Source organism: Sphingopyxis sp. 22461 (assembly GCF_052044915.1).
Lineage (GTDB): Bacteria > Pseudomonadota > Alphaproteobacteria > Sphingomonadales > Sphingomonadaceae > Sphingopyxis.
The window spans coordinates 125,299-139,261 of record NZ_JBQENY010000009.1; the positions used below are offsets into that span (position 1 = coordinate 125,299).

General features: G+C 65.6%; 16 protein-coding genes. 4 read left to right on the plus strand and 12 right to left on the minus strand.

Translation table 11 applies throughout. The annotated features are described in order from the left end of the window. Positions 1-100: 100 nt before the first annotated feature. The 3 genes from ACTJI5_RS15975 to ACTJI5_RS15985 form a co-directional block, all read right to left on the minus strand. Complete coding sequence (locus ACTJI5_RS15975) at positions 101-1,702, minus strand: lysine--tRNA ligase (protein ID WP_440861002.1); 1,602 nt, start codon at positions 1,700-1,702, stop codon at positions 101-103. A gap of 468 nt (positions 1,703-2,170) precedes the next feature. Then, a complete protein-coding gene (locus ACTJI5_RS15980) occupies positions 2,171-2,707 on the minus strand; it encodes a DUF4199 domain-containing protein (RefSeq protein WP_440861003.1) in 537 nt (178 codons plus the stop codon). Between the two features lie 99 nt (positions 2,708-2,806). After that, positions 2,807-3,217, minus strand: coding sequence for a helix-turn-helix domain-containing protein (locus ACTJI5_RS15985; RefSeq protein WP_440861004.1), 411 nt, complete (start codon positions 3,215-3,217; stop codon positions 2,807-2,809). A 100-nt stretch (positions 3,218-3,317) separates the two neighbouring features. Here ACTJI5_RS15985 and ACTJI5_RS15990 point away from each other — a divergent pair, with 100 nt between their 5' ends. The 3 genes from ACTJI5_RS15990 to ACTJI5_RS16000 all read left to right on the plus strand — a co-directional run bounded on the left by ACTJI5_RS15990 (position 3,318) and on the right by ACTJI5_RS16000 (position 7,173). Continuing rightward, positions 3,318-3,686, plus strand: a complete 369-nt coding sequence (locus ACTJI5_RS15990; RefSeq protein ID WP_058538192.1) for a PilZ domain-containing protein — start codon at positions 3,318-3,320, stop codon at positions 3,684-3,686. A gap of 143 nt (positions 3,687-3,829) precedes the next feature. Then, entirely contained in the window at positions 3,830-6,565 is a 2,736-nt protein-coding gene (locus tag ACTJI5_RS15995) for an ATP-dependent DNA helicase (RefSeq protein ID WP_440861005.1), read from the plus strand. 56 nt (positions 6,566-6,621) lie between these two features. After that, on the plus strand, positions 6,622-7,173 hold the full coding sequence (locus ACTJI5_RS16000; protein WP_058538194.1) for a SixA phosphatase family protein: 552 nt from the start codon (positions 6,622-6,624) through the stop codon (positions 7,171-7,173). Between the two features lie 3 nt (positions 7,174-7,176). Here ACTJI5_RS16000 and ACTJI5_RS16005 read toward each other — a convergent pair whose 3' ends face one another. From ACTJI5_RS16005 to rpmF, 5 genes are all read right to left on the minus strand, one after another. Further along, positions 7,177-7,560, minus strand: coding sequence for a MerR family transcriptional regulator (locus ACTJI5_RS16005; protein WP_440861006.1), 384 nt, complete (start codon positions 7,558-7,560; stop codon positions 7,177-7,179). 29 nt (positions 7,561-7,589) lie between these two features. Beyond that, a complete protein-coding gene (locus tag ACTJI5_RS16010; RefSeq protein WP_037516152.1) occupies positions 7,590-7,883 on the minus strand; it encodes an integration host factor subunit alpha in 294 nt (97 codons plus the stop codon). Positions 7,884-8,035: 152 nt separating this feature from the next. Continuing rightward, a complete protein-coding gene (locus ACTJI5_RS16015) occupies positions 8,036-9,001 on the minus strand; it encodes a beta-ketoacyl-ACP synthase III (protein WP_440861007.1) in 966 nt (321 codons plus the stop codon). Next, entirely contained in the window at positions 8,998-10,032 is a 1,035-nt protein-coding gene (plsX, locus tag ACTJI5_RS16020; protein WP_440861008.1) for a phosphate acyltransferase PlsX, read from the minus strand. The genes ACTJI5_RS16015 and plsX overlap by 4 nt, the downstream gene beginning before the upstream one ends. A 22-nt stretch (positions 10,033-10,054) precedes the next feature. Next, complete coding sequence (gene rpmF, locus ACTJI5_RS16025; RefSeq protein ID WP_011541714.1) at positions 10,055-10,234, minus strand: 50S ribosomal protein L32; 180 nt, start codon at positions 10,232-10,234, stop codon at positions 10,055-10,057. Between the two features lie 317 nt (positions 10,235-10,551). Here rpmF and ACTJI5_RS16030 point away from each other — a divergent pair, with 317 nt between their 5' ends. Then, positions 10,552-10,992, plus strand: coding sequence for an MAPEG family protein (locus ACTJI5_RS16030; RefSeq protein ID WP_197411449.1), 441 nt, complete (start codon positions 10,552-10,554; stop codon positions 10,990-10,992). Positions 10,993-11,094: 102 nt separating this feature from the next. Here the strand turns inward: ACTJI5_RS16030 and ACTJI5_RS16035 are convergent, their stop codons facing one another. The 4 genes from ACTJI5_RS16035 to ygfZ all read right to left on the minus strand — a co-directional run bounded on the left by ACTJI5_RS16035 (position 11,095) and on the right by ygfZ (position 13,936). Further along, a complete protein-coding gene (locus ACTJI5_RS16035) occupies positions 11,095-11,766 on the minus strand; it encodes an MBL fold metallo-hydrolase (protein WP_058539974.1) in 672 nt (223 codons plus the stop codon). Between the two features lie 223 nt (positions 11,767-11,989). Then, complete coding sequence (locus ACTJI5_RS16040; RefSeq protein ID WP_058539973.1) at positions 11,990-12,556, minus strand: retropepsin-like aspartic protease family protein; 567 nt, start codon at positions 12,554-12,556, stop codon at positions 11,990-11,992. Positions 12,557-12,590: 34 nt separating this feature from the next. After that, positions 12,591-13,178 carry a hypothetical protein gene (locus tag ACTJI5_RS16045; RefSeq protein ID WP_440861009.1) on the minus strand — a complete coding sequence of 196 codons (588 nt, stop codon included), beginning with the start codon at positions 13,176-13,178 and terminating at the stop codon, positions 12,591-12,593. 32 nt (positions 13,179-13,210) lie between these two features. Then, positions 13,211-13,936 (minus strand): CAF17-like 4Fe-4S cluster assembly/insertion protein YgfZ, encoded by a 726-nt coding sequence (gene ygfZ / locus ACTJI5_RS16050; RefSeq protein ID WP_440861010.1) that lies wholly within the window; start codon positions 13,934-13,936, stop codon positions 13,211-13,213. Positions 13,937-13,963: the final 27 nt, after the last annotated feature.

A 13,963-nucleotide genomic window follows, 5' to 3' on the forward strand; every position in this document is an offset into this window, starting at 1 on the left:
CACTCCCTAATTCCCGCTCGTGTCGAGCGAAGTCGAGACACCCCGTCGGCATCGAGCAAGACCAAGAGGCATCTCGACCTCGCTCGATGCGAACGGAATTTTATGCAAGCGCTTCCGCGATCAGCCGCCGCGTGTTGTCGATGCCGAACAGCGCGATGAAGCTGCCCATCCGCGGCCCGGCACTCGACCCGAGCAGCGTCTCGTAAAGCGCTTTGAACCAATCGCGCAGGTTTTCAAAGCCATAGGCCTCGTTCTTGCCGATCTCGTAGACGATGTTCTGGATGTCGTCGGCACCGGCATCGGCCGGCAGCGCCGCGAGCTTGTCGTCGAGTTCCTTCAGCGCCGCGCCCTCTCCGCCCACCGGCTTGCGGCGATTGAGCGTCGGCGCGACATAGTCGCGGTTATACGCCATCGCATTGTCGATCAGCCGGTCGAGCTCGGGATAGGTCGCCGCATTCGCGCCCTCGACATATTGGCCGAGGTAGCACCAGATCTGATCCTTCGACGCGTCGGCGCCCATCACCCCGACGAGGTTGAGGAGCAGGCCGAAGGTCACCGGCAGTTCGGCTGCGGGAATTTGCTCGCCGCGTGCGACATGGACGTGGTGCACCGGATTGCCGAGCCGCTTGTCGGGCTCCTGCGCCGGATAGCTGCCGCGCATCTGCAGATATTCGTCGACCGCCTTCGGGATCACGCCGATGTGGAGCTGCTTTGCCGCCTTGGGCTCGCGATAGGCGAAGAAAGCGAGGCTTTCCTCGCTGCCATAGTCGAGCCACTGCTCGAGGCTGAGGCCATTGCCCTTCGACTTCGAAATCTTCTCGCCCTTTTCGTCGAGGAACATTTCGTAGATCAGCCCCTCGGGCTTGCGCCCGCCGAGCGCCTTGGCGATCTTGCCCGACTGGACGCCGCTGTCGGTCAGGTCCTTGCCGTACATTTCGTAATCGACGCCAAGCGCGACCCAGCGCATCGCCCAGTCGACCTTCCACTGCAGCTTCGCGCCGCCGCCGAGGATCGAGTGGGTGATCGTCTCGCCCTCATCCTCGAACGACACGAGGCCGGCATCGGCATCGACGACGGTCACCGGCACCTGCAGCACGATCCCCGACTTGGGGCTGACCGGCAGGATCGGCGAATAGGTCGCGGCACGCTCGGCGCGCAGCGTCGGCAGCATGATGTCGAGAATGTCCTGATTGTGACGGAGGACATTTCGCAGCGCGTCGTCGAATGCGCCCGACTGGTAGCGCTCGGTCGAGCTCACGAACTCATATTCGAAGCCGAAACGGTCGAGAAACTCGCGCAGCATCGCATTGTTATGATGCGCAAAACTTTCATACTTGCCGAACGGATCGGGGATCGCGGTCAGCGGCTTGCCGAGATATTCGCGCAGCATGTCGCCGTTCGGCACATTGTCGGGAACCTTGCGGAGTCCGTCCAGATCGTCGCTGAACGCGACCAGCCGCGTCGGCGCGCCGCCGGTCAACGCCTCATAGGCCCGGCGGACCATCGTCGTGCGCAGCACTTCGTTGAAGGTGCCGATATGCGGCAGCCCCGAGGGACCATAGCCGGTCTCAAAAAGGATCGCCTCGCCCCCGGGCTTGCCATCGGGATAGCGTTTGACGATCTTGCGCGCTTCCTCGAACGGCCAGGCCTTGGACGTTTGCGCGGGCTCGCGCAGCGACGGGTGAAGGTGCAAGTCAGTCATAGCTGCGCCCCATAGCGACAAGAAGCGCCGATGGAAAGGAGCACGGAAAACTGCGCAACTTCACGCTGGAATCGTTTTTTTCGGACAGGTCGCACCTTTGCTTCGTCACCCCGGACTTGATCCGGGGTCCAGCGACGGCCGACACCCCAATGGAATCCCGGATCAAGTCCGGGGTGACGATGACAGGAGACGGCCACCCTCGCCGAAAGGTCGGAAAACTGCGTAACTTCACTCCGGAATCGCGTTTCGCTCGCGTATCGACATGCCTTAGAGCGACAAAAGATACCGACGAGCGCGGCGCTTTTGTCTCCCCTTCGACTGCCCGCCTGCGGCAAGCGCTCAGGACAGTCTTTGTCGCTTTAAGGAGAGAGGCGGCGGTCGGTAGCATCCGAGAGGATCAAGCATGCCGGTGCAATGTAGGAAAGCCGATATATCGGCCGATACCGCCCGATGCCGCCGCGTCTCAATTCAGCCCCGCGGTTGCAGCGCCGGCATGAAGCTGCTCTTGCGCAGCAGCGCCGCCGACACGAGCGACACGAGGAGCGCAACCGGGAATATCTCGGTCAGCGTCAGCGCCATGCGGAACAGCGGGTTCTTATACTGCTCCGCCATCGCCCCCATCTCGGCCGAAAACGCCGCGATCTCGGCCGCCGGTTTGCCGGCCGCACGCATATCCTCGACGCTCCGGGCGATATAATCGGTCATGAAGGTTCCGCCGGTCTGCCACATGTAAAGCTCCCAGCCGAGAACATAGAACAGCGCCGCAACAAGCCCGATACCGAGACCAACGCCAAGCGCCTTCCAGAAGCCGATCACCCCGCCCAGATTGACGTCGCGATAGCGTTTCACACCGATAAACACGAACAGCAACGCAACCAGCATCGACAGATAGCCGGCGACCATGCCCATCGTGCCATGGTCGGCGACGAAGGTGATGCTGATAAACATGCCGATGATGACGATGACGCCCGCGATGGCGCCGTAAACCGCAATGATCCTGCCCATGATCCTGTCTCCCCATCTGATGAATGCCATGCGCGATGGACCGGAACAACGGGTGAAATCTATCGCCCAAATGGGTGATTTGGCAGCATTAGGCCGATTTTACGGCAGGATGTCGAGCGTCCGCGCTTTCTGCACCGCCTGCGTGCGGCTGGCGACCGCCAGCTTTTCATAAACGCGCGCAACATGTGTCTTCACCGTGTTGGGCGAGATATCGAGCTGGCGCGCGATCACCTTGTTGGCGTGCCCCGCCGCCAGCATTTCCAGCACCTCGCATTCGCGCACGCTGAGCCCCAGCGCCGCGATCGCCGCATCGTTACGCACAAAAGCCTGCCGCGGCCGCGCCGTCAGCCGGTTGCCGGCCCATATGCCGAGCGCAATGCAAAGGACGGCGATGATCGCGATATAAAATTCGGTCGACCAGCGATGTACGACATGTTTGTAGTTCAGCCATTCGAGCAGGAATGCCGCGGCGGCGAGACCGATGCCATAAAGGATGATCGGACGGACCATGATCCGCGTAGACCATTGTCGGCGATCGCTTGCAACATTGTCCCGGCACGAGCCAACATCGTTACCGGAAAATTTACCATGCGGGCGTAGCGTCCCGGACATGGACAATTTTCGCACCCCCGCCGCCCGCGGCCACAAGCGCACCGCCGTTTCGATAGACGTCACCGTCAATGGCGTGCTCAACTTCGTCGACGGCCGGATCACCGACCTGTCCGAAGGCGGCGCGCGCATCGACGGGGCGAGCATGCCCGCGCGCTCGCGCTGCGAAATTCACTATGGCGGACAGGTGACCTATGCGGTCGTCATGTGGTCCGAGCATGACCGCATGGGCGTGCGCTTCCCCTACGAACTGACGCACGGGCCGCTCTACAACGCGCTGAAGCTCGCCCGAAACGCGGCGATGGTCGAGCCCGCGCAGATTTTCCACAGCAATCGGCCGGCCGTGTTCGGGCGTCGCGGACTGAGCTGAGCGTTCCTCCCTTTTCGTCATCCCCGCGAAGGCGGGGATCCCGCTGACCGCGCACCGAAAAAAAGCGGGATTCCCGCCTTCGCGGGAATGACGAAGAAGAAGTCGACCTTGCCGCGTTCGCCTTTTGTCCCTAGCGTGGGGCGATGGCTCCCGACCCGCTTTCCCTGCCCGCGATCCATGCGAGCCATATCGGCATCTGGATCGCCGATACGCACGGCCGCGTCCAGCGCGTCGGGCGCGGCGAAGCGATCGCCGCGGTCGCGGCCACCCCGCACCTGCTGCTCAATGCGACGCTGACCGGCGACCGGCTGGGCTATCCCGAATTGTCCGGCCTCGACCTGCTCGAACTCTTCGCTTTCCTCTATCCCGCGCGCTTCGCCGTGCCGACCCCGGCGGGGATCTCCGCCGCGATCGGCCTGACGCCGCCGAAAGGCGAAGAGGATATCGCGGCTTTCCTGCCGAAAGCGGCCGCGGCGATGCTCGGCAGCATCGAGAATCCCGACTGGCCCGAGCGCGAAGGCGCGTGGCACGGCGTCCAGGCCTTGTCACGCCAGCGCTGGTCGTGGTCGCCGCTCGTCCAGCCGCGCCTGTCGCAGCCCGACGCGAACGAACGCTGGCTGTTCGCGCGCCTGCCCGAATGGGAGGAGCAGCCGCCGCGCGGCGCGCCGCGACAGGTGACGATCAACGAAGACGATGTGTCGGCGCGGCTCGACCGGCTGACCGGCGACGGCGCCGAGCGACGGCCGGGGCAGCAGGATTATGCGCGCGCAACGGCGTCGATCTTTGCCCCGCGCGAACGCAAGGATGCGCCGCAGATGCTCGTTGCCGAGGCCGGAACGGGCATCGGCAAGACATTGGGCTATCTCGCCCCCGCGAAACAATGGATCGACCAGTCGGCGGGCGCCGTCTGCATCTCGACCTTCACCAAGGCGCTGCAACGCCAATTGTCGCGCGAGACCGAACGCCTCTACCCCGACGCCGCGACGCACCGCGAAAAAGTCGTGGTGCGCAAGGGGCGCGAAAATTACCTTTGTCTGCTCAATCTCGAGGACGCGTTGCAGGGCGGTTTTTCGGGGCGCGCCGCGATCCTCGCGCAGCTTGTCGCGCGCTGGGCCGCCTATACGCGCGACGGCGACATGGTCGGCGGCGACCTGCCCGGCTGGCTCCCCGCCCTGTTCCGCCGCAACGGCACGACCGCGCTCACCGACCGGCGCGGCGAGTGCATCTATGCGGGCTGTCCGCATTTCCGCAAATGCTTCATCGAACATTCGGCGCGCGCGGCGACGCAGGCCGAGATCGTCATCGCCAACCATGCGCTGACGATGGTGCAGGCGGCGCGCCCGCGCGACGGCGGCGCCCCCGCGACGCGGCTGATCTTCGACGAGGGGCATCATCTGTGGGACGCCGCCGATTCGATGTTCGCCGCGGCGCTGACGGGACAGGAAGCGGTCGAGATCCGCCGCTGGGTGCTGGGTCCCGAGGGCAAGTCGCGTGGGCGGCGGCGCGGGCTCGCCGCACGCCTCGCGGATGTTGCAAGCTATGACGAGGCGGGCGACCGCGCGATCCAGGCGGCGATCGCCGCCGCCGCCGAACTGCCTGGCGACGGCTGGCTCGGCCGCTTGTCCGAGAATGACCCGTGGGGCGCGATCGAGCGGCTGCTCGTCGCGGTGCGCGGACAGGTTTATGCGCGCGCGGTCGACACGCGCACCGCCGACGCGGGCTACGGCCTCGAAACCGAGCTCGCCGATCCCGATTCCGACCTGGTGAGCGCAGCCGCGAGCGCCAGCGACGCAATCGAGGCGCTGCTGCGCCCGCTGATGGCGCTCGGCAAAAGGCTGGAGGTGTTGATCGAGGATCCGCCCGACTGGCTCGACGGACAAGCCCGGGCAAGGATCGATGGCGCGCGCCACAGCCTTGGTACGCGGATCGACACGTTAGGCGGCTGGCTTTCGTTGCTCGGGCGCGTCGGTGGGCCCGCCGATCCCGATTTCGTCGACTGGCTCGCGGTCGACCGCTACGATGGGCGCGAGTTCGACTGCGGGCTGCACCGCCACTGGCTCGACCCTGCAAAACCCATCGCCGACGTCGTGTACCGCCCGGCGCAGGGCGTGCTCGTCACCTCGGCGACGCTGCGCAACGGTGGCCACGGGCGCGGCGGCTGGACCGATGCCGATATCCGCACCGGCGCGCGCCATATGGACGGCGGGGTCCAGCATTTCGCGGTCCCCAGCCCGTTCGATTATGCGCGCCAGTCGGAGGTGCTGATCGTCACCGACATCGCGCGCGGAGATCTTCCCGCGCTCGCGGGCGCGTACAGCCGGCTGATCGAGGCGGCGGGCGGCGGCGCTTTGGGGCTGTTCAGCGCGATCCGGCGGCTGCGTATCGTCCATTCGCGCATCGCCGACCGGCTGGCGCGCGCCGGGCTGCCGCTGTTCGCGCAGCACGTCGATCCGCTCGACACCGGGACGCTCGTCGACATCTTCCGCGCCGATCCGCATGCATCGCTGCTCGGCACCGATGCCCTGCGCGACGGGGTCGACGTTCCCGGCGATTCGCTGCGGCTCGTCGTGATGGAGGGGGTGCCGTGGCCGCGTCCGACGATCCTCCACGCGGCAAGGCGCGCGGCGCAGGGCGGCAGCGCCTATGACGACATGGTCATCCGCGCGCGCATCGGGCAGGCGTTCGGGCGGCTGATCCGCCGCGCCGACGATTTCGGGCAGTTCGTGATGCTCTCACCCAGCTTTCCCTCGCGCCTGCTCAGCGCCTTTCCCGAGGGCACCCCGATCCGCCGCCTGCCGCTCGACGAAGCGGTCAACCATGTCGCCGCGGCGAATGTGGAAAGGCGAAAAAGCGCCTTTCCAGCCTTTTCACCGTCATAAGTTTCCGGCACAAGGCCCGCGAACGAGGGCATGGCGCAACGGCGCGGGGAGCGATTTTGAAGACTTTGACTATCCTGCGCCATGCCAAATCGGGTTGGGACGTGCAGGTCGAGCGCGATTTCGACCGCCCGATCAACAAACGCGGGGCGCGCGGCGCCGAACTGATCGGCCAGTGGCTCAAGCGCCAGAAGCTGCCCATCGACCGCATCATCGCCTCGCCCGCGGTGCGCGTGACCGAAACGCTCGACATCTTCCAGCCCGCCGCCGACCTCGACGGGCTTGAGCCGCATTGGGACCGGCGCATCTATCTCGCGTCGGCCGCGACGCTGATCGACGTGATCCGCGACACCGGCAAGGATTCGGAGCATCTGCTGATTTCGGGGCATAACCCGGGGCTAGAAGACCTGATCCTGATGCTCGTTCCCGAATCGGCGGGCGACGAATTGCGCGCGAAGGTCGAGGAAAAGCTGCCGACCTCGGCGCTCGCGCGGCTCGAACTCGACATCGGCAACTGGCACGATCTCGATACGAACAGCGCGCGGTTTGTGGGCTTCATTCGCCCGCGCGATCTCGACCCGGCGCTCGCGCCGGCGATGGATAACGACTAAGGCTTAGCCGAGCGCCGCGGCGAGCCGCTGGCGGAGCGCGACCAGCGCCTCGACCGGAATTCCCTTCACCACGCGCATCGGCGCGGTGCTGTCGAGCACCTCGCGGGTCAATGGCGCACGCGCCGTGGGCGCTGCGCCCGGCTCGGACAGCGCCTTGCGCGCGCCCTCGACGGTGAAGCCCTGGACATGCAGCAGATGATGGATGCGCTCGGCGAGCGCGACGTCCTCGGCGCGGTAGTAGCGGCGGCGGCCCGACCGCTGGAGCGGTTTGAGCTGCGGGAAACGCGTTTCCCAATAACGCAGGACATGCGTCGGAACGCCGATGCGCACCGCCAGTTCGCCGATGGCGAGCATGGCGCCGGTCGCCTTGCCGCCATCGTCGGTCATCTCAAAACCCGACATGGGTCAGGTGCGGTCTATTTGCCGGCAACGCGGGCTCGCATCGTCTGGCTGGCGCGAAAGGTCATCACGCGCCGTGGCAGGATCGGCACTTCGATGCCGGTCTTGGGATTGCGGCCGATCCGCTGCGCCTTGTCGCGCAGGACGAAGGTGCCGAAACCCGAGATTTTCACATTCTGACCGACCGCGAGCGCATCGGACATATGATCGAGAATCGATTCGACGATTGCGGCCGATTCATTGCGCGACAGCCCGATCTGCTGGTTGATCCGCGTCGCAATGTCGGCCCGCGTAAGAGTCCCTGCGGTCATGTTGATCCCTTCCCCCTCTGAAGCGAAAATGCACGATGGGTTCCCTGACAGCCCCCACCGTCACGAGTCCCTGTTCGCATATGTAACAAATGCGAATTAATCCGCCAAACTGAAACGGATGGAGCGAGAAGTTGACGCGCCGGAGCGAAGCGTCAGACGCGCAAAACCGCAGCGCCCCAGGTGAAGCCGCCGCCCATCGCCTCGAGCACCACCAGGTCGCCGCGCTTGATGCGTCCGTCGCGCACCGCGAGGTCGAGCGCGAGCGGCACCGACGCTGCCGATGTATTGGCGTGCTGGTCGACGGTCAGCACGACGCGTTCGGGCGGCAAACCCAGCTTTTTCGCGGTTGCGTCGATGATCCGCTTGTTCGCCTGATGCGGCACGACCCAGTCGATCGACGTGGCCGACAGGCCAACATCGGCCATCACTTCGCCCAGCACCGAGGCGAGATTGGTGACGGCGTGGCGAAAGACTTCGCGGCCCTGCATCCGGACGTGGCCGACGGTGCCCGTCGTCGACGGACCGCCGTCGACATAGAGCATATCTGCGTATTTTCCCTCGGCGTGGAGGCGCGTCGCGAGGATGCCCTGATCGTCGTCGACGTCCTTCGCCGACAGCACGACGGCGCCCGCGCCGTCGCCAAAGAGGACGCACGTCGTGCGATCTTCCCAGTCGAGGATGCGGCTGAAGGTTTCCGAACCGATCACCAGCGCATGCTTCGCCGCGCCGGTGCGCAGCATCGAGTCGGCGACCGACACGGCATAAAGGAAGCCCGAGCAGACCGCCGCGACGTCGAAGGCGATGCAATCGGGGATGCCGAGCAGCGCCTGCACCTTGGTGGCGCTGGCGGGGAATGTATTGTCGGGGGTCGCGGTGGCGACGATGATCAGGCCGATGTCGGCGGGCTCGAGCCCCGCAGCCGCCAGCGCCTGCTTCGCCGCATCGGCGCCGAGCGTTGCCGTCGTCTCGTCGGGTTCGGCGATGTGGCGGAAACGGATGCCGGTGCGTTCGACGATCCATTCGTCGCTGGTGTCGACGCGCGCCGCAAGCTCGGCGTTCGAGACCCGCGTGCGCGGCAAGGCCGAGCCGGTGCCGGCCAATATGGCGCGGAGCGTCATGCTGCGGCTCCGCTACGGAAATTCGCGAGATCCTCGGTCACCTGACGCGTGATATCCTTCTCGATCAGCTCGGCGCAGAGGTGGACGCAGTTCGCCACCCCCTTCGCATCGGCGCTGCCATGGCTTTTGAGCACCACGCCGTTGAGGCCCAAAAACACCGCGCCATTGTGGTTGTTGGGATCGAGATGATGCTTGAGCAGCTCGGTCGCCGGGCGCGAGATCAGGAAGCCGATCTTCGAGCGCGTCGAGCTGGTGAAGGCGCGGCGCAGCAGGTCGGTCACGAAACGCGCCGTCCCCTCGATCGTTTTCAGCGCGATATTCCCCGAAAAACCGTCATGCACGATCACATCGACATCGCCGCGCGACAATTTGTCGCCCTCGATAAAGCCCGCGAACTCCATCGGCAGCCCTTTGGCAGCGCGGAGCATCGCGGCAGCATCGCGAATCTCGTCGGTGCCCTTCAGCTCCTCGGTGCCGATGTTCAAAAGCGCGACGCGCGGGCGCTCGAGCCCCATGGCAGTGCGCGCATAGGCAGCGCCCATGACCGCGAATTGCGTCAGGTTGGTCGGGTCGCATTCGGTGTTGGCGCCGAGGTCGAGCATCACGACGTCATTGTCGCCGAGCGTCGGCAGCAACGCCGCGAGCGCCGGCCGGTCGATCCCCGGCATCGTGCGCAGCGCGAGTTTCGCCATCGCCATGAGCGCGCCGGTGTTACCCGCCGACACAGCGCCACCAGCATCGCCGCGCTTTACCGCGTCGATTGCGAGCCCCATCGAGGTGCTTTTCGCCTTGCGCAGCGCCTGGCTCGGCTTGTCCGAACCCGACACCACGCCATCGGTGTGGATGATATCCGACGCCGCGCGCAGATTGGGGTGGTTTTCAAGCGCCGCCTTGATCTGCACCTCGTCGCCGACGAGGATGAAGCGGAGGCCATCGTGCTTGTGGCGCGCCATCGCGGCGCCGGCGAGCATCATGCGCACGCCGACGTCACCGCCCATCGCATCGATTGCGATTCGCGGTGTCAGTGCCATTTAATGCCCTCCGGCTTGATTTTTACGCGCCGACCGACACCACTTCACGGCCATTATAGTGGCCGCAGGCGTTGCAAAGATTGTGCGGGCGCTTCAGCTCGCCACAATTGGGGCATTCCTGAAAGGCTTCAACCTTCAGGCTGTCGTGGCTGCGACGCATGCCGCGCTTCGAGGGCGAGGTTTTTCGCTTGGGAACGGCCATGATATTTCCTGCATTCTTAAATAGTGTGTCACGAATCGGCTACCCGGATTTGTCACCGCCGTCGCCGGAAATGACTGGCCCGCCCGCCACGCCGAAGCCCGCTCCTGCCGATGTTCGACAGGGAAAAACTTCCGCCGGAGGGTGCCTCAACGCCATATGGTGTCGGGTGCCGGATCGGGCGGGGCTATAGCGTTTTTGCCCGCAAAGGCAAGCCCATTGCGTCCATCCCCGTACAGGCTTGCCGCCCCGGTCGGGGGATGTCACACCCTGCCCGCTGCCGGCAAGCGAAACGCACCGGTCCATAAGGGGGAAACCAGATGATAATCTTGCCGATCAGCCTGACGATCGCCGCCGGGGCGGCGCTGCTCAACCTGTGGCTTGCGGTGCGCGTCGGCCGCGTCCGCACAAAGGAAAAGGTCTTCATCGGCGACGGCGGCAACGAGCCCCTGACGCGGCGCATGCGCGCGCACAGCAATTTCGTCGAAAACACGGCGTTCGTGCTGATCCTGCTCGCATTGGTCGAGCTGGGCCTCGGCTCATCGCTCTGGCTGTGGGGCGTTGGCGCGCTCTATCTTGTCGGGCGCATCCTCCACGCGATCGGCATGGACGGGATGATGTGGGGCCGGATGGTCGGCACGATCATCACCATGCTGACCCAGCTCGGCCTGGCGATCGGCGCGCTCGCGGTCGTCTATCTGACGCCGACGAGTATCACGACGACCGAGATCGAGGAAACAGTGGTCGCGGCGCCGGAGTGACCTTCTCCCCTCCCGCTTGCGGGAGGGGTCGGGGGAGGGCTTGTCGCTAGCTGAGGGCCGAAACATGCCCTCCCCTAGCCCCTCCCGCAAGCGGGAGGGGAATTAACCCGCCGTTCCTAACGCCATATCGCTCACGAACGGATTGGTACGCCGTTCGTGCGCGAAATTGCTGTGCGCGCCGTGTCCGGGCAGGAAGGTCGTGTCGCCGCCGAGCGGCCACAATTTCTGCGTGATCGAATCGAGCAATTGCTGGTGATTGCCGCGCGGAAAGTCGGTGCGTCCGATCGATCCCTGAAAAATCACGTCGCCGACGATCGCGAGCTTCGACGGCGCGTGGTGGAAGACGACATGGCCCGGCGTGTGCCCCGGGCAATGGATGACGTCGATGGTCAGATTACCGACGGTCACCGTGTCGCCGTCGACCAGCCAGCGATCGGGCTCGAACGATTCGCCGACCATGCCGAAGCGCGCGCCATCCTCGGCGAAAGCATCGATCCAGAAACGGTCGTCCTCGTGCGGCCCCTCGATCGGCACCCCGAGCTCCTTCGCGAGCATCCCCGCCTGTCCGCAATGATCCATATGCCCGTGGGTGACGAGGATCTTCTCGACCTCGACCCCGGTCTGCCGGACAGCGTCCTTGAGCTTGTCGAGGTCGCCGCCGGGATCGACGAAGGCCGCCTTGTTGGTCGCGGTACACCACAGGAGGGTGCAATTCTGCTGGAAAGCGGTGACGGGCACGATCGCCGCGCGCATCGGAGGATTGGGAGCGTTCATGGCGGCCGATGTGGGGAAATACGGCGGAAATGGCAAGCGTGGGGGCGAGCATCGCTACCCGATCGACGCGCAACACATCCTATCTCGTCATCCCGGACTTGATCCGGGATCCCGCTTTTTGAGGCATCAACTGGCTTTGATTTCAAGCGGGACCCCGGATCGAGTCCGGGGTGACGAAGGAAAATAAGCGGTGGCAGGCCCCCGCGTCAAAGCCGACGTCCGATCAGCGCAGCGTCATCGTGTCGCCTTCGACGTTCACCGCGGCGAGTTTCGAGAGGAAACTCTGGCCGAGCAGCGATACGCCCATGTCGGCGTCGATGACCGCCGCCTGCACGCCGCGCACCTCGATCCCCTCGACCTCGACACTGTCGAGCGTGACCATCCGCATCGGCACGACGCCGCCCGCGGTGTTCGCGCTACCGCCGACCGGAAGATCGTCGACGTTGATCCCGATCGCCTCGGCATCACTGCGGGTCAGCGCGACAATCGACGCGCCGCTGTCGACGAGCATGCGAATGTTCCGCCCGTCGATCTCGGTATCGGCATAGAAATGCGAATCGCCTGATCGAGCGAGCAACACCTCGCTCGGCCGGCCCGAATGGCCACTGGCTTCGGCGGCGGCCAAGGACCGGTCCTTGCGAACTTTATGCGTCGTCCAATTGTCGTGATTGCCCGAAATGGCATTCGACGTTTCGACCGCGTCATTGGATGAGGACCGGCTGGCGACGCCCGCCAAGCCGACCGAAACCGCCGCGATCACCGCAGCCAGACCGAGAAAGCGCCCCAACATGAGGCGCTTTTGGCAGAAGAGGGTTCGAGATTGGTTAAGCGGGCTCGCGCCGTTCGATAAATGCGCGCCACGTCGGTGTCTCGCCGCGAATGCTGTAGGCAATCCGCGCGCAGGCATAGGAGCGACCTGGCCGATTGTCGGCCTCGACCGCGGTCGCCGGCCACGGCCCTGGGCCGTTTCCGCCCGCCGACCAGCACACCAGCGCCTCGGCCTCCTGGCCTTTCTCGATCGCGGCGCGTTCGTCGGCGCTGAGCGACGCAGGCGCACTCCAGCCGAGGATCGCGCGATGGGTAACGCCCTTCGCGAGGAGCGCAGGCAGGAACGGGCTGTTCGGGTCGCCGAGCAAATTCCTGACGCGCTCGCGATCCGCGGTGGACAGCCATTGCCCGCCGAGCAGCGGCACCCATTGTGCCTCATCGCGCGAACGGAGCGCGGTCGCGAGCTGATCCGCGGCGGCCGCGAAGCGCGGCGTCCAGGCCGAGTCCGCTGCCAGCGGCGCGAGTTTGGAGGAGGGCTGCGCCGCCTCGGGCTCGTTCGGCAGCAAGGATGTCGGCGCCGCAACGACGGGAGCCGAGAGGGCGAAAGCGGCGGCGAGCGCCGACGAAATCAGCATAGCGCGCATGCCCGGCAGTCTAGCAGCAAAGGCTGCATCTGTCATGAACCGGCGGCGAGCCCCTCGCGGAGCCACGCGGGTGCGGCGGCGGCTTCGATATTCTCGGTCCGCCGGTGCTCGACCGACCAGCCGAGGTCGGGATAGGCGATGACCTGCCGCTTTTCGTCGGCCTCGGCGATCGGGACAACGACCAGCCGCCGGTTGACCTTTTGCCGCCAGTTCATCCGCGCGGTGTTTTCCTGTCCGACATAGCAGCCCTTGGTGAAGCTGACGCCATTGAGGTCGATGGCATTGCATTCGAGCCACAAGGTCGTGCCGTCACCCAGTTCGGCGCGTCCTTCGGTGACGCCGAGCGCGAGCCGGTGCGCACGCCACGCCGCGTCGGCGCCCTCGCCTTCACCGGCCGGGGCCAGCCAGCGCTGGCCGAGTTCGGGAAGGCGCGGGTCGACGACGCCCAGATCGCCCGCAGGTGCCCAATGGACCGCCAGATCGGCCTCGATCGCAATCGTGATCGCACGGCGCAGGCGATAGAGCGTCAGGCGCTTCGTCAGCGCCTCGGCCGCCTCGCGCTCGCAATCGATCAGCACGTCGCCTTCGTCGCCCCAGATCAGGAAATCGAACAGCGCCTTGCCCTGCGCGGTCAGCAGCGCCGCCCACACCGGCAGATTGCCCGAAGTATCGTTGGTCACCAGCCCTTGCAGGAAGCCGCGGACGTCCTCCCCCGACAGACGGATGAGGGCGCGGTCGTTGAGGGTGGTATTGGTCATGGCGATAATCTAGGGACGCCCCAGCCA